Annotated in this window: 24 protein-coding genes; 10 read left to right on the forward strand and 14 right to left on the reverse strand. The window is 41.7% G+C overall.

Going from position 1 to position 24,536, the window contains the following annotated elements; genetic code table 11:
- Positions 1-96 precede the first annotated feature (96 nt).
- From ACGLYD_RS14330 to ACGLYD_RS14350, 5 genes are all read right to left on the reverse strand, one after another.
- Entirely contained in the window at positions 97-2,031 is a 1,935-nt protein-coding gene (locus tag ACGLYD_RS14330) for an FtsX-like permease family protein (RefSeq protein WP_399628664.1), read from the reverse strand.
- Entirely contained in the window at positions 2,003-2,725 is a 723-nt protein-coding gene (locus ACGLYD_RS14335; protein ID WP_255428711.1) for an ABC transporter ATP-binding protein, read from the reverse strand. Before ACGLYD_RS14335 ends, ACGLYD_RS14330 begins: the two co-directional genes overlap by 29 nt.
- Before the next feature lie 10 nt (positions 2,726-2,735).
- Complete coding sequence (locus ACGLYD_RS14340) at positions 2,736-3,788, reverse strand: sensor histidine kinase (protein ID WP_338655483.1); 1,053 nt, start codon at positions 3,786-3,788, stop codon at positions 2,736-2,738.
- Positions 3,785-4,489 (reverse strand): response regulator transcription factor, encoded by a 705-nt coding sequence (locus ACGLYD_RS14345; RefSeq protein ID WP_187045604.1) that lies wholly within the window; start codon positions 4,487-4,489, stop codon positions 3,785-3,787. The genes ACGLYD_RS14340 and ACGLYD_RS14345 overlap by 4 nt, the downstream gene beginning before the upstream one ends.
- Before the next feature lie 377 nt (positions 4,490-4,866).
- Complete coding sequence (locus ACGLYD_RS14350) at positions 4,867-5,859, reverse strand: lipoate--protein ligase (RefSeq protein WP_399628667.1); 993 nt, start codon at positions 5,857-5,859, stop codon at positions 4,867-4,869.
- A 178-nt stretch (positions 5,860-6,037) separates the two neighbouring features.
- Between ACGLYD_RS14350 and yhfH (ACGLYD_RS14355) the strand changes: the two genes are divergently transcribed.
- From yhfH (ACGLYD_RS14355) to yhfH (ACGLYD_RS14365), 3 genes are all read left to right on the forward strand, one after another.
- The gene (gene yhfH / locus ACGLYD_RS14355) at positions 6,038-6,163 is read left to right on the forward strand and encodes a protein YhfH (protein ID WP_342538903.1); all 126 of its coding nucleotides are present in this window, start codon (positions 6,038-6,040) and stop codon (positions 6,161-6,163) included.
- Positions 6,164-6,239: 76 nt separating this feature from the next.
- Complete coding sequence (gene yhfH, locus ACGLYD_RS14360; protein WP_187045606.1) at positions 6,240-6,365, forward strand: protein YhfH; 126 nt, start codon at positions 6,240-6,242, stop codon at positions 6,363-6,365.
- A gap of 78 nt (positions 6,366-6,443) precedes the next feature.
- Positions 6,444-6,569: a protein YhfH gene (yhfH, locus tag ACGLYD_RS14365; protein ID WP_082786678.1), complete on the forward strand. Its 126-nt coding sequence runs from the start codon at positions 6,444-6,446 to the stop codon at positions 6,567-6,569.
- A gap of 102 nt (positions 6,570-6,671) precedes the next feature.
- On the opposite strand, the gene ACGLYD_RS14370 is transcribed toward yhfH (ACGLYD_RS14365), so the two are convergent.
- From ACGLYD_RS14370 to hemE, 4 genes are all read right to left on the reverse strand, one after another.
- The gene (locus ACGLYD_RS14370) at positions 6,672-7,532 is read right to left on the reverse strand and encodes a glycerophosphodiester phosphodiesterase family protein (RefSeq protein WP_354312246.1); all 861 of its coding nucleotides are present in this window, start codon (positions 7,530-7,532) and stop codon (positions 6,672-6,674) included.
- A gap of 83 nt (positions 7,533-7,615) precedes the next feature.
- Positions 7,616-9,043 carry a protoporphyrinogen oxidase gene (hemY, locus tag ACGLYD_RS14375; RefSeq protein ID WP_399628672.1) on the reverse strand — a complete coding sequence of 476 codons (1,428 nt, stop codon included), beginning with the start codon at positions 9,041-9,043 and terminating at the stop codon, positions 7,616-7,618.
- A 27-nt stretch (positions 9,044-9,070) separates the two neighbouring features.
- The gene (hemH, locus tag ACGLYD_RS14380; protein WP_399628675.1) at positions 9,071-10,003 is read right to left on the reverse strand and encodes a ferrochelatase; all 933 of its coding nucleotides are present in this window, start codon (positions 10,001-10,003) and stop codon (positions 9,071-9,073) included.
- A 30-nt stretch (positions 10,004-10,033) separates the two neighbouring features.
- Positions 10,034-11,074 (reverse strand): uroporphyrinogen decarboxylase, encoded by a 1,041-nt coding sequence (gene hemE, locus ACGLYD_RS14385; protein ID WP_399628678.1) that lies wholly within the window; start codon positions 11,072-11,074, stop codon positions 10,034-10,036.
- A gap of 215 nt (positions 11,075-11,289) precedes the next feature.
- On the opposite strand from hemE, the gene ACGLYD_RS14390 reads away from it, so the two are divergent.
- The 3 genes from ACGLYD_RS14390 to ACGLYD_RS14400 all read left to right on the forward strand — a co-directional run bounded on the left by ACGLYD_RS14390 (position 11,290) and on the right by ACGLYD_RS14400 (position 14,397).
- On the forward strand, positions 11,290-11,799 hold the full coding sequence (locus ACGLYD_RS14390) for an antibiotic biosynthesis monooxygenase family protein (RefSeq protein WP_399628680.1): 510 nt from the start codon (positions 11,290-11,292) through the stop codon (positions 11,797-11,799).
- 107 nt (positions 11,800-11,906) lie between these two features.
- The gene (locus ACGLYD_RS14395; protein WP_399628683.1) at positions 11,907-13,073 is read left to right on the forward strand and encodes a M20 family metallopeptidase; all 1,167 of its coding nucleotides are present in this window, start codon (positions 11,907-11,909) and stop codon (positions 13,071-13,073) included.
- Between the two features lie 796 nt (positions 13,074-13,869).
- Positions 13,870-14,397: a competence protein ComK gene (locus ACGLYD_RS14400; RefSeq protein ID WP_067212108.1), complete on the forward strand. Its 528-nt coding sequence runs from the start codon at positions 13,870-13,872 to the stop codon at positions 14,395-14,397.
- A 113-nt stretch (positions 14,398-14,510) separates the two neighbouring features.
- Here the strand turns inward: ACGLYD_RS14400 and ACGLYD_RS14405 are convergent, their stop codons facing one another.
- The 4 genes from ACGLYD_RS14405 to ACGLYD_RS14420 form a co-directional block, all read right to left on the reverse strand.
- Positions 14,511-14,744: a hypothetical protein gene (locus ACGLYD_RS14405; RefSeq protein ID WP_231885706.1), complete on the reverse strand. Its 234-nt coding sequence runs from the start codon at positions 14,742-14,744 to the stop codon at positions 14,511-14,513.
- A gap of 179 nt (positions 14,745-14,923) precedes the next feature.
- Complete coding sequence (locus ACGLYD_RS14410) at positions 14,924-15,493, reverse strand: nuclear transport factor 2 family protein (RefSeq protein WP_399628687.1); 570 nt, start codon at positions 15,491-15,493, stop codon at positions 14,924-14,926.
- Between the two features lie 75 nt (positions 15,494-15,568).
- The gene (locus ACGLYD_RS14415; RefSeq protein ID WP_067212111.1) at positions 15,569-16,249 is read right to left on the reverse strand and encodes a response regulator transcription factor; all 681 of its coding nucleotides are present in this window, start codon (positions 16,247-16,249) and stop codon (positions 15,569-15,571) included.
- A gap of 21 nt (positions 16,250-16,270) precedes the next feature.
- On the reverse strand, positions 16,271-17,431 hold the full coding sequence (locus ACGLYD_RS14420) for a sensor histidine kinase (RefSeq protein WP_399633249.1): 1,161 nt from the start codon (positions 17,429-17,431) through the stop codon (positions 16,271-16,273).
- A 157-nt stretch (positions 17,432-17,588) separates the two neighbouring features.
- Between ACGLYD_RS14420 and ACGLYD_RS14425 the strand changes: the two genes are divergently transcribed.
- Together ACGLYD_RS14425 and ACGLYD_RS14430 are read left to right on the forward strand one after the other, a co-directional pair.
- Positions 17,589-18,221: a YigZ family protein gene (locus tag ACGLYD_RS14425; protein WP_067212114.1), complete on the forward strand. Its 633-nt coding sequence runs from the start codon at positions 17,589-17,591 to the stop codon at positions 18,219-18,221.
- Positions 18,222-18,370: 149 nt separating this feature from the next.
- Positions 18,371-19,426 (forward strand): LCP family protein, encoded by a 1,056-nt coding sequence (locus tag ACGLYD_RS14430; RefSeq protein ID WP_067212119.1) that lies wholly within the window; start codon positions 18,371-18,373, stop codon positions 19,424-19,426.
- A gap of 135 nt (positions 19,427-19,561) precedes the next feature.
- Here the strand turns inward: ACGLYD_RS14430 and ACGLYD_RS14435 are convergent, their stop codons facing one another.
- Positions 19,562-20,605, reverse strand: coding sequence for a glycosyltransferase family 4 protein (locus ACGLYD_RS14435; protein ID WP_399628691.1), 1,044 nt, complete (start codon positions 20,603-20,605; stop codon positions 19,562-19,564).
- A 417-nt stretch (positions 20,606-21,022) separates the two neighbouring features.
- Here ACGLYD_RS14435 and secA2 point away from each other — a divergent pair, with 417 nt between their 5' ends.
- Together secA2 and ACGLYD_RS14445 are read left to right on the forward strand one after the other, a co-directional pair.
- Positions 21,023-23,386: an accessory Sec system translocase SecA2 gene (gene secA2 / locus ACGLYD_RS14440; RefSeq protein ID WP_067212125.1), complete on the forward strand. Its 2,364-nt coding sequence runs from the start codon at positions 21,023-21,025 to the stop codon at positions 23,384-23,386.
- Positions 23,383-24,285, forward strand: a complete 903-nt coding sequence (locus tag ACGLYD_RS14445) for an accessory Sec system S-layer assembly protein (RefSeq protein WP_067212129.1) — start codon at positions 23,383-23,385, stop codon at positions 24,283-24,285. Before secA2 ends, ACGLYD_RS14445 begins: the two co-directional genes overlap by 4 nt.
- The last annotated feature ends 251 nt before the right edge of the window (positions 24,286-24,536 follow it).

Consider the following 24,536-nt stretch of genomic DNA (forward strand, 5'->3'; position numbering starts at 1 on the left):
TAGGCGCTGGAGCTAGACAATCAAAAAGCGGATACGCCAATAAAGAGGGATGTAGTTCACCCCTCTCCGTTGTATGATTTGCATCATGCAGACTTGTCAAGCCGATGCTTTAATATGCGCAAGATAGCGCCAGCGGATTAAATAGAAATAAAAGATTTGCATTAGCGTAAATCCGACAAGAACGAGAACAAGTTCTTTTACAATTGAAATTTCCGCCAGTGCATCCCAAATCACTTGTAAAGACAGAAATGCAAATGAACTATGAACAAATGCAACTCCCCATGGGAAGAAAAACTGCGGGATTAATTGCCGATTGACAATTTTCTTGAACTCGCGATCCGTGATTCCCATACGTCGTAAAACATCGAACTGTTTACGATCACTTTCGAGCGATGTATACAGTCTGAAGTAGATGAAACTTCCTGCCGCCAGGAAAAATACGGCCGCCAAAAGTAATCCGATGAACAATAACAGTGAAAATGTCGTGCGAATGACCGAATAATTCAAGCCCGGATTTTCAAATGAATATAGTAAATTATCGGATCCCCCCGCAAGAAATGATTCCGAAACCTTGGCATCGATGGACAAGCCAATTTCCTGTGTTTTTTGCCAATCGGGAACATGGAATGCATAGTAGGAAAATGACTTATCCCCCTGTGTTAATCCCTTTTCGAGTACCAATTCATAATCCGCATCATTCAATACGATCGCATTCATTGCAATCGAGTACGAAGAAAATAAATGATAAGGGTACGCCCCATCTATCTTAACGTGGACATCACTTTCTTTGAGTAGCGTTGTCACAGTTCGATCCTTCAGCTGGTCATACGATGAAGCGGAAGGTGGTAAGAAAACGGCTTCGCCCTTTTCCATGTCAATAACTTGATAACCAAACGACTGAGCAAGTATATTCACATTGGATAGCTTCAGTATCGCAACGGGGTTCTTGGTGAACGTCGACGTCTGTTCCAACACCTGGAACCGAACAAGTGAATAATCGATCTGCTCTGCTTTCAGTTCGTCGACGAGCTGTGTAATATGCTTCCTTTCAAGTTCATTTTTAGATTCACTTTTGTAAACAAGACCTAACGGATGCATTTCATGGTACTGGGAAGCAAACGAAGTAAGCGATGCAAGTATGCCAACTGACATGAACGCTACAGTCGATACGATTGTCACGATGAAAAACATGCGCGCATTTTCACGCAGCCTCACGACACCTTCAGATATTGACAGCAACCAAAAATGATGCCAATACAATCGTTTTCGATTGCGAAGCTTATGAAGGAGCAAAGGTAAGGAATCCGTGAAAAAGTAAAAAGTCCCTATTGTTGCAAGCGGTGGCAAGAAAAAGATCAGGCCGGTTACGACGGAATTCGTTGTCGATGCAGCCAGGATATAGGACAATGCAAGAATCAGTAATCCCAGATAGCCACGTGCTTTTGAATAGCCATACGCCCCTCGACTTCCTGCATCTCCTTGTATGAGATCGGCCACCTCACCAGTCCGAATGAACACCGGAGCGACGTATGAAATGATTATAAACAGACTCATGAAGGCACCAATTGTCAGCGCAAATGGTTCCCATGATAAATAGAGGGGCAAAGCTGGCAACAGAACGATTTCCCGAATAATCATAAAAAAGAATTTTGAAAACATAAATCCAAGAATAGTCCCTGCAACAATAGATGCCGTTCCTATAATCATCGTCTCAATGAATATAAGGCGGTTCAATTGTCGCTTCGCCATCCCTAAATGCAGCAAAATGCCGAATTCCTTCGACCTTGCCTGAAGAAATGCCCGCATTGAATAAAACAGGAAAAACACAGTGAAAATATACAAAATAATTTCTGCGATTCCCATACCCATTATGGCAATTTCTTGAACAAATCGATTTTCTATGGATGGATGAAACAACAACATGGAATAAAGGAAAAAAACCATAACGGAGAAAACGCTTGCCATGAAAAATGCAGTGTAAACACGTCTATTTCGAATAACATTACGGTAAGCGAATTGACGAAAGGTCATGGACATTCCCCCCGAGAAGAGACAAGACGTTCAAAATACGCTGGAAAAATGTTTGACGTCTTTCATCTTTATAGATTTCATTGAAAAATTCGCCGTCCTTGATGAATAGCACACGGTCACAATAACTGGCGGCAATCGGATCATGCGTCACCATAACTACAGTTGTTTTTTCACTTTTATTAATATGGCTTAGCAATTCGAGCACATCTTTCGCGGACTTCGAATCGAGATTACCAGTTGGTTCATCAGCAAGAATGATTTTGGGTTTATGAATAAGTGCCCGCCCAATCGCCGTTCGTTGCGCTTGTCCCCCCGATAATTCGTCGGGCCTACGTTTCAGAATATCTGTCAAATCAAGACGTGCTGCAGTTTCTGCAATACGTCTTTCCATTTCAGGAACTGATAAGCCATCAAGGGTCAACGGTAAAACGAGATTCTCTTCTACTGTCAGCATTTGAAGCAGATTAATATCTTGAAAAACGAAGCCGAGATTGCGTCGCCTAAATAATGCTAGGTCGTTTTGCTTGAGCGCTTCTGGCTCGATTCCATTTATCATCAGGCGTCCATACGTCGGTAAAGTAATCGTCGAAATCAAGTTCAGCAACGTTGTTTTTCCGCTTCCAGAAGGGCCCATGACTGCGACGAACTCGCCTTCCTCCACTTCAAAATCAAGACGGTTCAACGCTCGGTGCATCACTTTTCCTTCATAAATTTTCGTCACTTCCGTCAGTTCCACGATTGTGTTCCGATTCACCCGTCTCACCTGCCTCTCCATTTTCAAATAGTACTGTCACCGTTGTCCCGATTCCTTTTTCAGATTCAATTGACAGTGGATGACCTAACCGATTGCATACTTCTGATGCAATATAAAGTCCCATTCCTGTTGATTCGCCAGTTAGTCGACCATTTTCACCAGTGAAGAAAGCCTTGGTAACTCGCTTCAAATCCGAAGATGGGATACCAATCCCTTCATCTCGAATCTGCAATTTCAGTCCATTCCCTGTACAAGACGCTATTAAATGGACTTTCTTTCCCTCGTCGAACGTATATTTCACCGCATTCGTAATGAACTGCCCGATGACGATTTTCATCCACTTCACATCCGTGGCAACAACGAAGTTGTCATCGATTGAAATAACTGGGAATACGCCATTGGTGATGAACAGCCGCTTATGTTCCGTCACGATTTCTTGTACTAGTTTTTTCAAATCAATGCGCTCGATCTGCATATCTTGTTCAAACGTTTCGAGCCGTGCATTGACAAGTACCGAATCGAGCCCACGCCGTATTTTCTCAACCTCTTCAGTGATACTGTCACGGTCGAGATCATCTTTTTCCTGCAGTAAAAGTCCCATAACGGAAATCGGTGTTTTCATCTGATGGACCCACTGGTTCATAAAATGGAGTTGCCGATGTTGGGCTGCATATAAGCGTTGCACTTCGTTTTGATACAGTCGATACAATTCACGTGTAAACTCAGTCGTTTGCCGATGCTCTGGCGCTTGTGCAAATCGGATCAGTGCATCTTCCATCTTTTCTGGCTTACGCGTGATTGCGTCGTAAAATGAACGCCTCATAATAAACTTCCCTAATAAATAGCCGCTGGTCAACAACATACTCATACTGATTGAATAGATAGCCGTGTTGAAATTGCGGAAACCATCCAACCAATACAGCAACATAATGAACAATATAAGAATTAGTTGAAAAGCGAGGAAAGATAGATGTTCTCTTAGAAAAAGGCTTAGTTTTTTCATGATTCTTCCGGCGCTAATAAGAAGCGATATCCCGCGCCACGCACGGTTTCGATTGAAGATTTAATATCATAATCAGCCAGTTTCTTACGCACTCTAGTCATATTGACATTTAATGTATTTTCATCAACAAATGACTGATCATCCCAGAGTTCTTCAAGCAGTTTTTCCCGCGACACAACTTTCGGCGCCGCGTCCATCAGCAACTCAAGGATGACGCATTCTTTTTTCTGAAGGGGTACACTATTTTCACGAATATGCAGTTCCATCCGTTCGATATATAAATGAAGTGCACCAATTTTCACGGTCCGTTCTGATTGGTTAGGAGCGTATTCGCCAAATGTTCTACGTAAATGGCTTCTTATCTTAGCAAGGACGATTTCATAATGGAATGGTTTCGTGATGAAATCATCTCCACCATTTTCTAGCGCAAATACTTGATCCATGTCGCCAGAACGTGCAGAAATAAATAAGATAGGACACGTCGTATGTTGACGAAGCTGACGGCACCAATAATAGCCGTCATAAGAAGGCAGATTGATATCAAGCAAAATGAGATGTGGATCAAACGCGAGGCTTTCCTTAGTAACTTGGTCAAAATCTTCGACGATTGCAACGTCGTATTGGTATTTCCGGAGCGTGTCTGCTAACAGTTGTGCGATTTTCTTATCATCTTCAACTATGAATATACGATGGTTTTCCATAGGTCAGTCCCCTTTCACACTTCCCTTTATTATAGCGTAAAAACAGGCCCGGCGGTTGGAAGGTTTTTGGGAATGTTGTTGTTTTTTGTGGGGGGTATGATTGGTTGGCTGGGTTATATGATTGGTTGGACAGGCTATATGATTGGTTAGGTAGGCTTATGATCAGTTCGGCGGTTTATATGATCGGGCGGACAAGCTATATGATCGCTTGGCGGTTTATTTGATCGGGCGGACAAGCTATATGATCGCTTGGCGGTTTATTTGATCGGGCGGACAAGCTATATGATCGCTTTGCCTAGCTATATGATCAATCCTTCCACTTTGAAGAATTAATCCAAAAAGAAAAAGCCCGACATATCGTCAGGCTTCTAATTTCATCAATAAATCAATTGAAGGAACTCTTCTTTCGTAATGCCACCTAGATATGTCGGAATATCAATTGATGCGAGCGCTTCGCTAATTGCCTGTCGCTCATACTGAATACCTTTCAAGCTTTCCTCGATAACTGTCACTTCTCCGACACCGAAAAAGTCGCCGAAAATGTTGACGTCTTCCATGATTCCTTTTTTCACTTGGATACGGACATCGATGCCGCCTACTGGGAATCTGTGTGAATGCTGCATATTGAACTTCGGTGATTTGCCGTAATTCCAATCCCAGTTTGCATAACGCTCCGCAGAAAGTTTATGGATATTCGTCCAATCTTCATCCGTCAACTCTAGATACTGAATGTTTTCTTCTCCACCAAAAATCGATTTCAGTATTTCCATTCGGAACTGTTCAATTGTCATTGAGTCATTCAGAAATTCGGAAATATTCGCGACACGACTACGGATTGATTTAATCCCTTTTGATTCAATTTTATCTTTACGTACTTTTAATGCTGAAACAACACGTTCTATTTCTGTATCGAACATCAGTGTTCCGTGGCTAAACATACGACCATTCGTTGAAAACTGTGCGTTCCCTGAAACTTTACGACCCTCAACAAGAATGTCATTGCGGCCGAGTAACTCTGCTTTGACACCCATTTCTGCCAATGCCTGAACGACAGGCTCTGTCACCTTTTTGAAGTTGCGGAACGATTCGCCATCGTCTTTTGTTAGGAAACTGTAATTCAAGTTGCCTAAATCGTGGTAGACTGCTCCCCCGCCGGACAAACGTCTAACAACATGAATACCATTTGCTTCCACATATTCTGTATCAATCTCTTCAATCGTGTTCTGATTTTTACCGATGATGATAGAAGGTTCGTTAATATAGAACAGCAAAAACGAATCTTTGTCGATATCCATATTCTTGAGGACGTATTCCTCTATCGCCAAGTTGATATGCGGATCTGTAATTCCTTTATTATCAATGAAATACATAGTTTATCGCTCCTCATTAATAGCTTCTCACCCATTTTATCATCTTTAAGAAGAGAAGACCCCCTTCTACAATTTTCAGAATAAATCGTGAAATGTGTTGACATCTAGTACACTGTTATAATACACTACTAATAACAGATTTAGTTGTAGTACAAATTAGGAAGGGGAGAATGAAAATATGATTGAGAATGTCATCGAGTTTTTCAAAAATCTACCTGCTAAAACTTGTACATCATGCGGGAGTGAAATCGACGAGCAACACGAATGCTACGGTAACAAATGTGATAACTGCAACATCTTGTAATTTTTTTGCAGAGTCTGTACTATTACACATTAAAAAATAAACCAAACACTAATACAGTAAAAAGGGGATGTTAGCGATGATTGAAAACGTAATTGAGTTTTTTAAGAACCTGCCTGCTAAAGTTTGTACGTCATGCGGCAATGAAATCGAAGAACAACATGAGTGTTACGGCAATAAATGCGATGCCTGCAATACCGTATAACCTTTTGCATATACTGTACTATCACAACGTTAATATTAAGCCTAGTACTAATACAAATAAGGAAGGGGAGAATAAAATATGCTTGAAAATGTAATTGAGTTTTTCAAAAACCTACCCGCTAAAGTTTGCACAGTTTGCGGGAAAGAAATCGAAGAGCAGCATGAATGCTACGGCAATAAATGTGACGACTGCAATATCCTATGAATTAGAAAAGCGCTGCTCCAGGTGAATAACGTTTACTTATCTTTTTTAAACAGCCGTAGAGACTCCTTCGGCTGTTTTTTGATTGTAGAAAGATATACCTTTTTATTTGTCTAGTATGTCGGGACGATCTGTGTGAATGCCATTTGCACCGATGGCCATCATTTTTAATGCAGTTTCAGCATCAATAATAGTATACGCATAAACGGATAGTCCTTTTTCATGCATTTTCTTTATAAATGGGACCGTTAGTGCTTCATAACTAACTCCCAGTCCAGATGCATATGTCAAAAGCTCATCCAATTCTTTTTTTGACAGTTTCGCCTCTTCATCATCATCAAATGAAATGAGTTTTAGAAGCGGGATATCTTGATTTAATTCGTAAACGCGTTTTAATCCTTTTTTACTGAATGACTGGATTGCTACTTTAGGATGTCTATCTTTATCAAACCCAATCATGTCGTATTGCTTCAATGTATCAACCAGTTTTTCTTCGATCCCAGGATAGTCTTCTGGATCTTTCAACTCAATGATGAAATTCATATTGTCCCCAAATTGACCGAATACTTCACCCAGTGTAGGAACTGCATATTCTTCTGATGGGCCATTTACAGCTTTCTTGTCTTCATCCTTGTGCCGAAAGTTAACGGATAACTCCTTCAGCTCACTAAGTGTCAATCCACCGATTTTGCCATTAGCTTCGGTTGTACCAGATACATCCGCGTCATGCATAACCGCAAGTTGACCGTCTTTGGTCAGATGAATATCAAGTTCAATATAGTCGGCAGCAAGTTCTTCTGCCAAATCAAAAGAAGCAAGTGTGTTTTCCGGCACGTAAGCTGACGCGCCGCGATGTGCGATAATGAGGAAATCTTCGCTTGGCATTGGTCCGTTTTCCGCCTCGCCTTTGCTACAGCCCGTCAATAACAGCACCGCACACAATATTCCCCATGTATACTTTTTCATTTTGCTTCCTCTTTTCGTTAACTTTCTATGTTTCTTCTATACCCTTTTTCCAACAAAAAAAATCCACCCGAGGGCGAATCTTTTCAGTCAAATAAATCTTCCAATACTTCTTTCACTGCCGCTCTTCCCTGATCAATACAATCGGGTAATCCGACTCCATTATAAGAGGCACCGGCGAGTTTTACTTGTGGGAACTTCGATTCCAGTTCTGCGCGGGCTGCTGCAATCCGCTGTTTGTGACCAACCCGGTATTGCGGGCGGTCTTTTTTCCAACGGGTAATAACCGTGAAATCCGGTTTCCCTGTTATATTCATAACCCTGCCAAGATCATCAAGAACGATTTTCTCAATTTCAGCATCTGGTAAATCAACAATCGCTTCATCGCCTACGCGACCTACGAAGGCCCGGATAAGTACTTTTCCAGCAGGTGTTGTCGTCGGCCATTTCCGGTGTGTCCACGTGCACGCCGTGATTGAATAATCGCTGCTTCTTGAGACAAGAAAACCGGTTCCTTCTTTGTCCTGTACGACATGTTCCTCCGGAAAAGCAAGTGCCACTGTCGCAACAGACGTTGTTGGTATTTCTCTTAAATCTTGCAATAATCCGTGCGGAGCAAATAAGCGACCCGCCATCTCATGCCCAGTTGTAAGTATAACTGTATCTGCTTCGATTTTACGGCCGTCATTCATTTCAAGTATAGTCTTTTCTCCGACCATTCCTGGCGCCTCAATTGCATCGATCCGAACACCTTTCATGACGGAACCTGGTTCAAGTTGTTGTTCAATTGCTTCAACAATTGTTTCAAGTCCGTTACGGAACGTGTGGAAAACGCCTTCTTTCTTAGCGCCATGTCCGTCTTTCTGCGGTAGTTGTTTCGGTGTCGTTTTTTTCATCCCGAGAATCAGACTTCGATGTTTCTTTTCCACTGCGTAGAACTGCGGGAATGTAGATTCCAAACTCATGTGGTCAATATCGCCTGCGTAAACGCCAGATAACAACGGTTCAATCAAGTTCTCAACAATTTCCCCGCCAAAACGTCTGCGGAAAAATCCACCGAGTGACTGATCCCCTTTGATGTTTGAGCGTGGGAGGACGAAATCGCCCGCTGCACGCAATTTTCCTGACAACGAAAACAGTCCCGTTTTCAAGAATGGACCAATTTCTGTCGGGATACCCATAACAGAACCGCCTGGAATCGGATGTAACTCACCACCGACAAGCACGTATGCTTGCCCTGTCGCGTTTTTCACAAGCTCCCCTTCGATTCCGAGGTCTTGTGCAAGGATTCCCATGCTTTTTTTCCGTATAAGAAATGAATCCGGACCACGCTCGATGATAAAACCGTTACGCCGGACTGTCTGGATTTTGCCGCCAAGTCGATTTGACGCCTCGACAAGTATGACATCTAGAGGTAAGCCTTTTTCACGCGCTTCTTTCTGCATATAAAATGCCGCGGAGAGGCCCGTAATCCCTCCGCCGACAATAACGACTTTCTTGTTCTGTCCGCTCATGTCCATCATCACTTTCTTTCAACCATATTAAGCTTCTTTCATCTTGGCAAATACCGCGTCCACCATCGCATCGATGAATAGCGGGTCGATGTTCGGCATTGCCGGACGGTAGTAGGATGCACCGATTTCATCACATACAACTTTACACTCATAATCATTGTCAAATAGTACTTCGAGATGATCGGAAACAAATCCGACTGGCGTATAAACAAATGTTGTATATCCTTTTTCATTATGCAAATCGCGTGTCAAATCTTGAACGTCGGGACCAAGCCATGGTTCAGGCGTTTGCCCTGCACTTTGCCAGCCTAGTTCATAGTTTTTCACACCAGCAGCTTTTGCAATCAATTCGGCTGTTTCTTTCAACTGATCTGGATATGGATCACCATTCGCGATGATTTTTTCCGGCAACGAATGCGCTGAAACAATCAGACATGCTTTCGCTCTCTCTTCTTCGCTCATGCTGTCGAATGTACCGCGCACTTTATCAGTCCAGAATTCAATAAACTTCGGCTGTTTGTACCAGCTTTCGACAGAAGTAATTGTGATACCATGCTTGTCAGCCTCTTCTTTCGTGCGGCCATTGTATGACTTGACGGAAAACGTCGAGAAATGCGGTGCCAGTACGATTGAGACCGCTTCTGTTATCCCGTCTTCATGCATTTTTTCTACCGCATCCTCAATAAATGGTGCAATATGTTTCAATCCAATATAGACCTTGAATTCAATGTCATCCTGCACTTCATTCAGACGGTTGCAAAGCGCGTTTGCTTGGTCTTCAGTAATTCGCGCAAGCGGAGAAATCCCGCCAATTGCCTCATACCGATTGCGAAGGTCCTCCAATTGTTCGGGTGCAGGCGGGCGACCGTGCCGGATATGCGTATAATACGATTCAATATCCTCTTCCTTATTCGGAGTCCCATAAGCCATCACTAAAAGTCCCATTTGTTTCTTTGTCATAATATTCACCTCTTCGTTTGGATCAGCACGTTATTTACGCAGCTGTGCACTATATTCATGAACAAATTCAGTTAATCTTTTCAATGTTGCTGGTTTCACATCAGGGAACACGCCATGACCAAGGTTGAAAATGTGGTTACCATGCTCTACGCCTTGTTCGATGATTACTTTCGCACGTTCTTCGATAATGTTCCAATCTGCAAGTAGCAGTGATGGGTCAAGATTCCCTTGCAGCGGCTTCGTTAGACCGCGCTCTCCTGCTTCTTTTACAGATAAGCGCCAGTCGAGACCAACAACGTCTACAGGCAAGTCATGCCATTCGTTTGCCAAGTGGCTTGCGCCGACACCAAATGTGATTAGCGGAACGTTCAATTTACGCAGTTCAGTGAAAATACGTGTCATAACTGGTTTAATGAAGATTCGGTAATCAGATACATTTAATGCCCCTACCCACGAATCAAAGATCTGAATTGCTTTTGCACCCGCATTAACTTGTGCAGTAATATACGTAATCGTCATATCTGCCAATTTGTCCATCAGTGCAAACCATGCTTCAGGCTCAGATACCATGAATGATTTCGTCAAGTTGTAGCTTTTCGATGGACCGCCTTCAATCATATAGCTCGCAAGCGTAAATGGTGCCCCCGCAAAGCCGATAAGCGGAACATTCAATTGTTCCTTCGTCAATATTTTAATCGTTTCAAGTACGAAAGGAATATCATCTTGTGGTGATAGATCGCCAAGATTATGGACATCTTGAACTGAACGGATTGGATTTGAGATAACTGGACCAATGCCCGCTTTTATTTTCACATCAATACCAATTCCCGGCAGTGGTGTAACGATGTCTTTGTAAAGAATTGCCGCGTCGACATTATACTGATCAACTGGAAGCTTTGTTACATATGCGCAAAGTTCAGGTTGGTGTGTAATCTCTTCAAGAGAATATTTCTCCTTGATTTTTAGGTATTCCGGTTGTGAACGCCCTGCCTGCCTCATGTACCAAGCCGGTGTATGATCAATTTTCTCGCCTCTTGCAGCGCGTAAAAGTGTATCATTGAATTTTGTCATTTGGTTTATTCCCACTTTCTTAATTAACTATTTCCGTGTTACATATCCGTACTCAATATAGACGTTTCCCTTTGCAAAGTATAGCTTTTAGCCCCGTTATTCATACAATTGTGCTAACTTCTTACTTTTTTCGCCATCATTTTGTCAAAGTTTGTTTTAAGTTCTCAAATAGGGGAAAATAGATAAATAAGAACTACAAGGAGGTTTTTTTGAAAATGAATATTTATATGACATCAGGTACACCTGAATTTATGGAAAGTTTAAAAGAAAAATATGCGGCAGAAAGCTTGATTGCCATGCATGGTCATGGTAATTCTCTTTTACTGCATGAAACGGTAGGTAAAACTGTGTTCCAAACACCACGCCGTTACGAAGTCATTAGCTCCTCGGGTACACTTCAAGATAACGGTTACTTCGTTTTCAACAATATTCCCGTCACGGATGAAGGACGTCCAGTTTTTGAGCATCGCTTTACAGAACTTACGGGTGCTATTGAATCTGAACTCGGATTCATCGCATTCCGGTTGCTCCGCCCACTCGATTCAGACACGTATATCGTCATGACAGAATGGTCTGAAAGCACCCATTATACAAGATGGGAAAACTCATCTGCTTTTGACAAGGCTCACTCCTCAAATCATGCAGACACAGGCGTCGATACTTCGCTTCATATTTTCTCGAGCGCTCCTTATGTAACGACTTATACGACGAAAAATAAAATATAAAACGCGCGACCCGAACTACGGGTTGCGTTTTAGTGTTCCCTCTCAAATGTTTGCTATAATAGAAGTAGCAACATTCAAATTAGATAATTTTTAGGAGGAACAGTCCATTGAAAGAACAATTGTATGAAAAGCTCGATAGCGCTTTTGAGGATATGGTCGTTATTCGCCGCCACCTTCACATGAATCCTGAATTATCTTTTAAGGAAGAAAAAACCGCGCAATACATACATGATTTTTACGCTGATCTTGGTATTGAAGTACGTAAAGGGGTTGGCGGCAACGGTGTCGTTGCAAGGGTTTCGGGTGGAAGACCCGGTAAGACGGTTGCACTACGTGCAGATTTCGACGCGCTACCCATTCAAGATGAAAAGGATGTAGCGTATAAATCAACTGTTCCAGGCGTCATGCATGCTTGTGGTCACGATGGGCACACTGCTACACTCCTACAGCTTGCAAAAGCCATTCATGAACTGCATGAAGACCTTGCTGGCGACTATGTTTTCATCCACCAACACGCAGAAGAATTTGCTCCAGGCGGTGCAATTTCCATGATTGAAGACGGTTGCCTTGATGGGGTTGATGTCATTTTTGGAACGCATCTATGGTCTTTGACACCTTTAGGTACAATCGAATATTTGACCGGTCCTGTAATGGCAGCAGCTGACCGTTTCGACATTAAAATCCAAGGCGCAGGCGGTCACGGCGCGGCTCCGCATCAAACGAAAGACGCTATCGTTATTGGCGCACAGCTCGTTATGAATTTACAGCAACTTGTTTCCCGTCGCGTCGATCCGATCGACTCGGCAGTGTTATCTATCGGTTCATTCGTTGCACAAAACGCATTTAATGTCATTGCCGATTCAGCAAAATTGGGCGGTACGGTACGGACATTCAACCCCGACATTCGCCATTTGATGGAACGCGAAATGAAACGCGTTGTTGACGGGACTGCGCTTGCAAATGACTGTACAATCGATTTCGAATATGTACGCGGCTATCCAGCTGTTGTCAATCACAAAGCCGAAACAGAATTTCTGAAGACTGTCGCGGAAGGTATTCTTGGCGTGGAATCAGTCGTGGAATCAACACCACAAATGGGCGGCGAAGATTTTGCATATTATTTAGAAAAAGTACCTGGTACATTTTTCTTCACTGGCGCAAAACCTGACAACCCATATCCACATCATCACCCAAAATTCGACATCGATGAAAATGCGATGCTACTCGCAGCGAAAACACTCGGCTCTGCAGCTATCGATTTCCAAAATTTATAAAACCAAGGTCTTCACTCTTAAATTTAGGAGTAGAAGGCCTTTTTTTTACATGAAATACTGGTGACTAGAGCTTGGAAAAATCCACTTTCACTGGACCATTTCCTTTTGCTTTCGACGAACTAATCACGACAGATTTATCGTGAGGCATATGTGGCTAGTTGCCTGTTGCGCACCTACAATGTTCAAGTGAAAAATACGGTTATGTTTGAAAGAAACGAATAGATGACTTTCTATAGAGTTTGTAAGTTCCCAAAGATACAATTTCGGGAACTTTTGCACGTTATACAATGCGTTCCTTGCTTACTATTAGCAAAGAGTATGCACGTAATCATGTGAGAGCCTATAGAAAGTGACACTTCTTTACTAGTCAAAAAGAGATAACACTAAAGAATGTTTAAGCCGCCAAAATTGCATCTTTGGCGGCTTTTATCCACGTAGATGCCCCTCTATTCTTTCGTCCCAAAAGGCTTTAGCACTTCGTGTACTGATGCATTTGGAACGCGACAGATAATCGCAAAAGGATGTTGTGATTATTTCGGCCAAAGCGAACCGGAAATGTACACATGCATTACTCAAAGGTTCTCATGTAAGTAAACGGTTAATCAACAGAAGTGATACAAAACTCTGCCCATTCAAAAAAATGACTAATTTCATTCGGTCAAATCGTATAATACGAGTGATAATAGCACTAAGAAACAAAATAGTTCAAATAGTTTAATTAAATGGTTGCATTTTAAATTTTCTAATTTATACTAGGACTTATGCAACAACAATAAACTATAAGGGGTGCATTTTATTGGTTAAAAAGAAATGGTTAGGGAAATACATTGTTTCTTTCAATACATTTTTGTTACTACCTGTGGTCCAAGGAAATAAACTATCAACGCTTGTAATCGAACGAAACGGTGAATTGAACGTTTCACGAAAACCCGTTCACATTGTTAAAAGTTCTTGTCATTATTATGGCGGTTCTTTACAAAATTCAACAAATACAGCAAAACTAGCAATTGGAAAACGCCATAAAATGCCTATAATTATAGCTCATGATTTCGGAGTACCTTATATCTTTCTACCAACAATGTCTCCGAATTCAGAAGAGAATGTCTGGGTTTCCTATAGTGCGATTGATAATATAGAACCGGATGGTATGGGCTGTATTCTCTACTTGGAAAATGGTCTTTCCTTCAAGCTCGATATTTCAGCTACAACAATGTATCGCCAATATGCAGTCGCTGCACTTCTCGAAAAAAACTTTTTGAAAAAACAAAGACAATTGAACAGGCCATCTAAGTTCGATAAATTTGACTTCCCGGATGAGGATTAACTTAACTTTCGAACATGGCGAAGTAAATGTTTAACAGTTCCTTCGTCCAATTACGTAGGCGGATGTTGAAATAACGTCTGTGGTCCTTATTGTCCCCGTATACGAAAATATACTCAGTGAAAGTAGCGTATGACTTTCATATTCTGGCGACGTAAGTAGATGGTGGTTTCCCTAAGTTCAGCACGTGCAGCTCTTGTTGCTTCATCAACAAGTTTGACATAAGGTCCTTTCAGTTTGAATGGACCTTTTTCAAACGAATCTCGATCCTTTTCCAATATAATAAGAAGCATCGGCAAATAAATCATATTCTCAAAATGCGGCAATGCCTCTGCAGATATTAAATGCATTTTAACTGCTCCTACCCCGCACAGAACATTCGTTCTTATTATTGTATACCCATATCGCTGATAAAACAACCTACATTTTTTTTGTAGGTTATATGGTTTTGTAGGGGACTGTACGACAGCCACGAAACAAAAAAAGACTTTCGGCTATTACAGCTGAAAGTCTTACATATTAACCACATTTACTCTTTCCCGTCATCACCGATGTAATGCACCGATGCAGCTTTCCAATCGTCACCATTTTTCGTAAATACGGTCACTTGTCTTCCATCTTGTTTTGTCACAAGACCAGTAGATACTTGTTTATATGATGTATTCAAATTCGAGAAGACTTGGGCTTCCTTATCAGAATACTTTACAATCGTTACGTTCGATATTTCGCGATTTAGCTCATATTCACTAAATTGCTCTTCCACGAACGCACGTTCTTCCTCAAAATCATAGTCTTCCGGAGACAGTGTATTCAAATAGCCATCGATATCTTGTTCATTCAGCGTATCGATATACACCTTATATACAGCTAAAATTTGTTCTTTCTCCTCAGCCGGAACACCAGAAGCTTCTTCTATAACCCCTCCCTCTAAGCTAAAACCTACTTTTTTGTCTTCCACACCATGATCAATTGCACCGTTTTCATTCGCCGCCTCGCCATCATTGACCGAGCCGCTTCCAGTCGACTTCTCCCCATCGCTACTGCACGCGCCAAGTAATAAAAGAACCGACATACTTATAGGAACAAATATTTTTTTCATTTTCTTTCCTCCTGAACAGGTAAAAAGGCCGCTCCAACTGGATGGCCTTTCTCCTTTTATTGAACAAAGTCCGAATTACTTCACTTCAACCCAACCATTTTTAATAGCAGTTACAACTGCTTGTGTCCGGTCATTTACAGCCATTTTTTGCAAAATACTTGAAACGTGGTTTTTAACCGTCTTTTCAGAAATGAATAACGTTTCTCCGATTGTCCGGTTACTTTGCCCATCCGTCAACAGTTGCAATACTTCACACTCACGTTTTGTAAGTAAGTGGAATGGTCGGCGGATATCATTTTGCTGGAATGAACCTTTATGCTCCCGTTCACTCAATCTGCGGAATTCCGTAACAAGGTTATGTGTCACTTTCGGGTGAAGATACGAACCGCCCATCTCAACGACCTTAATCGCTTGAACGATTGCATCTGCATCCATCTCTTTCAGCATATAGCCAAGCGCACCCGTTTTCAGTGCATGCGATACATATGACTCGTCATCATGAATCGACAACATAATTACCTTCGCATTAGGAAACTCTTTAACAAGATTCTCGGTCGCATCGACACCATTCATACGTGGCATGTTAATGTCCATAAGAACAACATCCGGTTCGCACTGTCTATAAAGTTCATTTACTTCGCTACCGTCATCACCTTCTGCAACAACTTCAAAAGAATCTTCAAAGTCCAGAATTCTCTTTACCCCTTCACGGAATAATTGATGATCATCTACAATTAATATTTTCGTAACAGTCATAGTCATTTCCTCCCCATATATCTAGCCGTCAATTATTTCATTCCGAAGCGGGATCCGGAAATGGATCATCGTACCATTGCCAGGCGTTGAAGTGATTGTCATATCGCCTTTTAATAAATCAATTCGTTCCCGCATCCCAATTAAACCGAACGACTTATCTTTCACTTCATTCTGGTTGAATCCTTGTCCATTATCCTTAATGATAATATTCATTATATCGCGAAGCCATTCAGTTTTCACCCAAATGTCCTTCGATTTTCCATGTTTCAATGCATTTGATACAGATTCTTGTACAAGTCGGAAGACCGACACTTCAAAATTCGTTTGAAAACGCTGCTCTTGTCCACTATTTTGAAAGTGAATTTCAACATTTTTTTCATATTCTTCGATTGTCGACAAATACTTTCTCAATGTCGGAATCAGGCCAAGATCGTCAAGTGCCATAGGTCGAAGATCATAAATGATACGCCGGACTTCATAAAGTGCATTCCTCACCATCACTTTGAGATCTGCTAATTCACCCAATGCAGGTTGAGGACCTTTTTCTACAAAGATTTTTTCAATCAACCCAGTACGGATCATCACATTCGCCAACATTTGCGCTGGCCCGTCATGAATGTCACGAGAAAGCCTTTTGCGCTCCTCTTCCTGTGCCTGAATAATTCTGATGCTGAAATCCTGCTTGTGTCTTGCATTTTCAAGTGCTTCACCAACATTTTTTAAATCAGATGTCAAATAGTTAATAACGGTCGCCACTTGATTAACAAGCTGATCCGCCCGTTCGATTGTATCGAGTAGCGCTACGAGGCGTCTGTCTAAATCGTCCCGACGTGCACGTAGCTGCTTCTCCTCCATCCGGTTAATGGATAATCGGACATGTAAGTCATTCGCAACTTCGTAAGCCTCTCTCACTTGTTCCTCTGAGTAATTCATGAAGTTCTTCGAGACGTCGGCGAGACGTTTGCGTGAATGCCCAGTCATGTTCTCCAAATAGTCGCCTTCGGTTATTGCCTGGGAAATATCACTTTTGACCGTTGCAAGCTCTTTTTTCATATCGACAAAGCTTTGACGGCTTTGTTCGCTTATAATAAAGATATCGTTCTTTGAGTTATCCATAGCACGGACCATACTACTAAAGATTGTTTCAAGCGTTTGGATATCAACTATATTTCCCCTCAATATTAAGTTCCCTCCCGCCTACAGCCTGAAAAATTACATATATACTATTAAGTAAGAAGTGGTACAGGAATACTGATTTCCTTATGCACTTCATTATAGTATAGCATCATAGTACCAAATGGATATTAAGATTGTATTACAAGTGATGGGGGTGCCGCAAATGCGAGCAGATTATTATACAGTTAAAGATTACGGTGAAAGTGAATTGATCATCCAAAAATCTAGATTTCTCACCTATGTGTCACGTGCAGAGACGGAAGATGAAGCCCTAGAGTTCATTCAAGAAATCAAGAAAAAGCATCATAATGCCAACCACAACTGTTCGGCATATATGATTGGCGAGCACGATACTATCCAAAAAGCGAATGATGATGGTGAACCAACAGGTACGGCTGGCGTGCCAATGCTCGAAGTCTTAAAAAAACAAGGGTTAAAAGATACTGTCGTCGTTGTGACGCGCTATTTTGGGGGTATCAAGCTTGGAGGCGGTGGGTTAATCCGTGCGTATGGCCGCGCGACGTCTGAGGGCATTACAGCCACGGGTACTGTCGTAAGAAAACTTCATCATCTAATGAGAGTAACAATTGATTATACATGGCTCGGAAAAGTCGAAAATGAGATAAGGCAGTCCGCTTATCCACTAAAAGAAATTTCCTATGCGGACGGCGTCAACTTATTCGTATACGTTCCAGTGACAGAAGAGAATGTTTTCACTGCTTGGATGGCCGAATTAACAAATGGTCAGGCGGAAATTGTGTCGACTTCTAGCGAATTTCTCGAGTTCGACAACTAACTAAAAAAATAGTATAATAGAAAAGGTCATGAGTATTTATGTCACAAAACCTTGTGATCCGTTATGCTATCTCTACCTTTTGACGATATTTGTCAATTATATGATCAACTATGAAAAACTTACATAGTCGATTCTGGAGGAACTAAAAAATGAAAAGAAAAGACTATAAAAAAAGAAACAAATCGTCCGGGAAACGCTTAGCCGTAAAAGTTGTGCTTCTTCTCACCTTGTCCCTATTTATTGTTGTTGCTGCATATGCTGCTTCACTTCAGAAAAAAGCAGAAAACATGGCAGTTAGTGCGTATGAAGCCGTCCCTGACCGACCAAAATCCGAAATTCGCGAAGTAAAAGTCGAGCCAGCAAACGACAATGTTTCAATTCTATTCATCGGTGTCGATGACAGTGAAGCGCGCAGCCAAGGAGATAACAACAGCCGTTCGGATGCACTTCTACTTGCTACATTGAATCCGGCGAGTAAATCTGTAAAATTGGTCAGTATTCCGCGTGATTCATACGCCTATATCCCTGAAGTCGGATATCGTGATAAAATCACCCATGCCCATGCATTTGGCGGAACACGTGCAACAATCGAAACAGTTGAAGAATTGTTTGAGATTCCTGTCGACTACTATGTGAGGATGAATTTCAATGCATTCATTGATGTTGTTGATGCAATTGACGGAATCGACGTTGAGGTTCCATACAACCGAACTGAAAAAGACGAAAATGATAAATATACGATTCATCTGAAAAAAGGTCTGCAACATCTTGACGGCAAACACGCCCTTGCGCTTGCACGGACACGTAAACTCGATACCGACGTCGAACGCGGAAAACGTCAACAAATGATCTTACAGGCAATCATGAAAGAAGCCGCTTCAGTAAAATCAATAACGAAGTACGGTGATGTTATTGAGGCAGTTGGCGAGAACATGAAAACCGACATGACGTTTGACGAAATGAAATCGTTCTTGGAATATGTAAAAGGCGGTATGCCACAAGTCGATACACTAAGTTTGAAGGGTTACGACGACATGTCTACGGGAATTTATTACTGGAAACTTGATGAAACCTATTTAGCTGAAGTGAAGAACATATTGCAAGCACATCTCGGTCTCATCCCCGACTCATCTAGTCTGACTGACAGTGGTTCGACCATAACTGGTTCAACCGAAGAAGCTTTGGAAGATAGTTTAAATGAATGATACCAAAAGAACCAGGCTGAAAGTTAGCTGGTTCTTTTTTCTTTCCACACATAATTCTATAAAAAATGGCCATGCTACCTTAATGAAAAGGTGCATGGCCATTTTTTCTTATTGTCTAGTGTACAAACAGCTGTGTTACTTACCAATCATCCGTACAAGATTTAACAACGGTCGATAGTTTGTACCGGCAAGACCGATTACTTCAACGAACAGTTCAATCGCGATAAGCATGACTACAATAAGCAGAATTGCTCCCCATACTGTCGCTTGCGAGAACAATACAGCTGCAACCCCAAACAGTATTGCAAGCGCATAAATGATCAAGACTGTCTGCCTATGTGAAAAACCGCTACGAAGTAAGCAATGGTGTAAATGTGATTTATCCGGTGCCATAATAGGCTGTTTCGTGCGTATACGACGAACAATTGCGAAGAATGTGTCAGAAATTGGAATACCCAATATAATAACTGGGATAATCAGTGAAACGACAGCAACGTTCTTGAATCCTAATAATGCAAGAACCGAAATCATAAAGCCCAGGAACAAGGATCCGGTGTCTCCCATAAAGATTTTTGCCGGATGGAAATTGTAAAACAAGAAGCCAAGCGAGCTTGCCGCAAGAATCGAAGCTGTTGCAACTACGAATACATTCCCCATTATCATCGCCATAACAGCAATTGTAATGAGTGCAATCGTTGAAACACCTGCTGCAAGTCCATCCAATCCATCTATAAGATTTATAGCATTTGTAATGCCGATGATCCAAATAATTGTAATTGGAATACTTAAGTAACCAAAATCAAATTCCCCAATAAACGGTAAATTAATAACTTCAATTTGTAAACCGCCCCATACGACAACGACAATAGCCGCAGCCAATTGACCAGCAAGTTTTGCTTTCGCGGTAATTTCAAGCATATCATCGAGAAAGCCCATAACAATGATGATAACAGCACCGATAAGTATTCCAACAGCGTGTTCATCTTTCGGTAGTAATACCGCATAGCCAATTAGAAAAGCACCAAATATCGCAAGACCGCCGATTCGCGGCATAACAGACGCATGGACTTTCCGGTAATTCGGCCGATCGACCGCTCCTATCCGGAATGCCAATTTAATGACGAGTGGAGTAAGTAAGATGGAAGCTAGTAGTGCGGCAGCCATTGCAAGGAATAACATGTCCTTCCTCCCTATAGTAAATCGCTAATTTATCATACCAACAGTATCATAGCATATTTAAACAAGTAAAGCACTTTACTAGAAAACTCTTTTCTAATTATCATTGTTTCCTTGTGTTTAGGTCAGTTTAGAATAATATACTTTGGATAACCTTCGCAAGGCGAATGTTCCACATCAAGATTCCCGCGTCTAGTGCTCGGATAGTCACAGATAGCGGCGTACTCAAACTGCATTCATTTGTAGCGGGTGCTTACAATTTTGTTTATCTTATCTTTCCCTTTCATTCCCCTAGCTATCCCCCCACCTTTTCTTTCCTTACATTATGTAGATTTCAGCTCAAGGTAGTCATTTTCCATTCTTTTTGGTAAAATGGGGACGGGTCCTTTAAAGGGATCGGAAAAAAGGAGCGTTCATCCAATGCTATCAATATTCAAACGTTCAAATCAGACGAACGAAAGACAACTTCGAAAGTATCGGAAGATTGTCCAACAAATAAATAAATTAGAAGCTACATACGAACCAATGTCAGACGAACAACTAACAAGTATGACTACTATATTCAAGGAGAGAATACAATCTGGAGAAAAGATCCAATCTATTATTCCAGATGCTTTTGCTGTTGTTCGTGAAGCATCCAAGCGAATCCTTGGCATGCGTCATTTCGATGTCCAACTTATCGGCGGACTCGTTCTAACAGAAGGTAATATCGCTGAAATGCCTACAGGCGAAGGTAAAACGCTAGTCGCTTCCCTTCCATCATATGTGCGTGCACTTGAAGGAAAAGGAGTTCACGTTATTACCGTGAATGACTATCTTGCGAAGCGTGACTATGAACAAATTGGTCAAATCCATCGTTTTCTTGGCCTTACAGTTGGGTTGAATGTCCCAATGATGCAAGGTCCCGCAAAACAAGTTGCTTACAATGCGGATATTACATACGGAGTGGGAACGGAATTCGGTTTCGACTATTTGCGTGATAATATGGCGCACCAAGTATCACAAAAAGTTCAACGTCCCTACCATTTCGCAATTATCGATGAAGTTGATAGTATTCTTGTTGATGAAGCAAAAACACCATTAATCGTTGCCGGTAAAATGCAAGCGGATGCGGATCTTCATCACATTGCGGCACGTCTCGCAAAACGCTTCAAAAAAGGGATCGATTTCGACTTTGATGATGAAACAAAAGCGACTTCCCTTACTGATATTGGAATCGAGAAAGTAGAAAAAGCATTTGGTATCGACAATTTATATGAATTGGAGCACCAAACACTTTATCATTATATGATTCAATCATTACGTGCACATGTCATCTTCGAACGTGATGTTGACTATATCGTAAAAGAAGAAAAAATTGAACTTGTCGATATGTTTACGGGTCGAATCATGGAAGGACGCACACTTTCCGATGGCTTACACCAGGCAATTGAAGCAAAAGAAGGACTACCAATCACTGAGGAAAATAAAGCACAAGCACAAATTACAATCCAAAACTACTTCCGTATGTATAAAGAACTGTGCGGAATGACTGGTACGGCTAAAACACAAGAGAAAGAATTCCGTGAAGTGTATGGTATGGAAGTTGTTCAAATTCCAACAAATCGTCCGCGCGCACGTATCGATTCACCTGACCAAGTATATAAAACAATTGACCAGAAATATAAGGCGATGGCGAAAGAAGTCGCTAAGCGTCATGAAAAAGGACAACCCGTCCTTGTCGGCACAACATCCATTTTACAATCTGAAAAAGTAGTAGCGTATTTAGATGAATACAAACTTACTTATAACTTATTGAACGCTAAAAGTGTAGAACAGGAAGTAGACCTTATTTCCCTCGCAGGACAACTCGGTCAAATCACAGTCGCGACAAACATGGCTGGACGTGGAACTGATATCGTGCTCGGTGAAAAGGTTGAAGAAATTGGTGGTCTTTTCGTACTTGGAACAGAAAAGCACGAAAGCCGTCGTATTGACAACCAGCTACGGGGACGTTCCGGAAGACAAGGTGACCATGGTGAGAGTCACTTCTTCCTTTCTCTCGAAGATGATATGTTCAAGCGTTTTGCTAAAGAAGAGCTTGAGAAGTTCCTCAAAAAAGTAACAACAAATGAAGACGGTCTAGTGCAGAATCCCGAAGTAGATGAACTGACAGAACGGACACAGCGTATCGTAGAAGGTGCCCACTATTCAATGCGCGAATACAACTTAAAACTCGACGACGTCATTAACGATCAGCGTGAAGTCATCTATGGGCTTCGTAATAACGTCCTAGACCGCGAAGGTATCCTTGAACAATTAAAATCGATGCTTTCCGAGACAGTAGAATTTGTTGTTTTCGATAGTTGCCCAGATGAAGAGACTTCAAGCAATTGGGATTTCGAACGAATTGAACATACAATGAACAGCCTGTTGTTAGAACCTGTTGTAATTCCGCGGACACTTGATAAGACGTCTGACATTCTAAAACTATATGATGCTCCACTTACTGAGTTGCTCGACTTCATCGAATCATTCTCAGACGATGAACAGATCAATCAGATGATTCCACAAGTAATGCTGTCTCATATTGATACGATGTGGGTCAAGCACTTGGAAGTTATGACACGCTTAAAAGAAGGTATCGGACTCCGTTCATATGGACAAGAGGACCCAATGCGGATTTATCAGCGTGAAGGACTCGAATTATTCGGGCGTCATTATCAAAAATTACGCCGCAACATCGCATCTGAAGTTATTAGCTTTATGAAAGTTATTACACAACAACAGGAGGTACAACAATGAAGCTTTTCTCATTTTTCAAGAAAACCGAAAAGACAGGATCAGATAGCACAATCGGTTCCGAAGAAATTATTGACGGCCTAAACGCATCGACAAATACAGATGAGGTCGAGACTACGCTATCCCTACACCCAGAATGGAATGTACCACAGGAGCAAGAGTACGTTTTCCGCTTCCATTCGAATGAGCTAGAACCACTTAAACCGAACCAAATCTCCCTTTCAGGCATTGACATCGACGTTGAACCTGCTAATGGTAGCTGGCTCGTTAAAGCGTTTTTCCGTTCTTCACTAGACCAACAGATTTCAGTTGGATCAGTCGAACTGATGCTTCTTGATGAGGAAGGTAAAACACTCGCTTCCGATGAATTCGATTTGAAAGAGCTCGGCGATATTCCGGCACGAAGCGCAAGACCTTGGGTATTCGTCTTCACAAAAGACAATATCTTTGCAGAACAGCCACCAACAGAAAACTGGAAACTTGCATTTAACGTCCAATCGATGGTGCCTCACAAACTAGAGTTGGAGCAAACATGGGAAGACGGTTTAACGGCAGAACAAAAGGATGGACTTACAAAAGTTGTCGAAGGTCTTCCGAAATTGAAACCGCGTGAAGTAAATATTAGCGGATTCCAAGTAAAACAACAGGATGACGGCGGTATCGCAGCATCTGTATTTATCCGTAATGGTCACTCGAAACAAATCAATATCGAAAAGCTTCCACTAGAACTGATTGATGCATCTGGTGATTTAGTAGCTAGCGGTTCATTCGCCCTTGATCCACTTTCAGTAAAAGCAAACACTTCAAAACCATGGACGTTCATCTATCCAAAAGAAATGATTCAAAAAGATGAGCCAGACTTATCTCGCTGGACAGTTCGCGTACCACAACAAAACGCGTAACAACAAAAGCGCAAGCGCCTGTCCAGCCCCGAAAAGCGCTGGAGGGCTTACTGATAAAGGCGTCCTTTTGCCTTTATCAGCAAGACTGAAGCGACTCGAGGGGCTAGGCGCTGGAGGGCTTGAAGATAAAGGCGGCACATTCAAATCAGTTACATTCTGATTCGGATGTGCCGCCCTTTTTATTGCTATGTTGAACAAAGGAATGCCTATATTTATCGGATCGCGACTGTTGATTAACCATTTATTTGCAT

The sequence above is a fragment of the Sporosarcina sp. SG10008 genome (assembly GCF_044569405.1).
In the GTDB taxonomy this organism is placed as follows: Bacteria; Bacillota; Bacilli; order Bacillales_A; family Planococcaceae; genus Sporosarcina; species Sporosarcina psychrophila.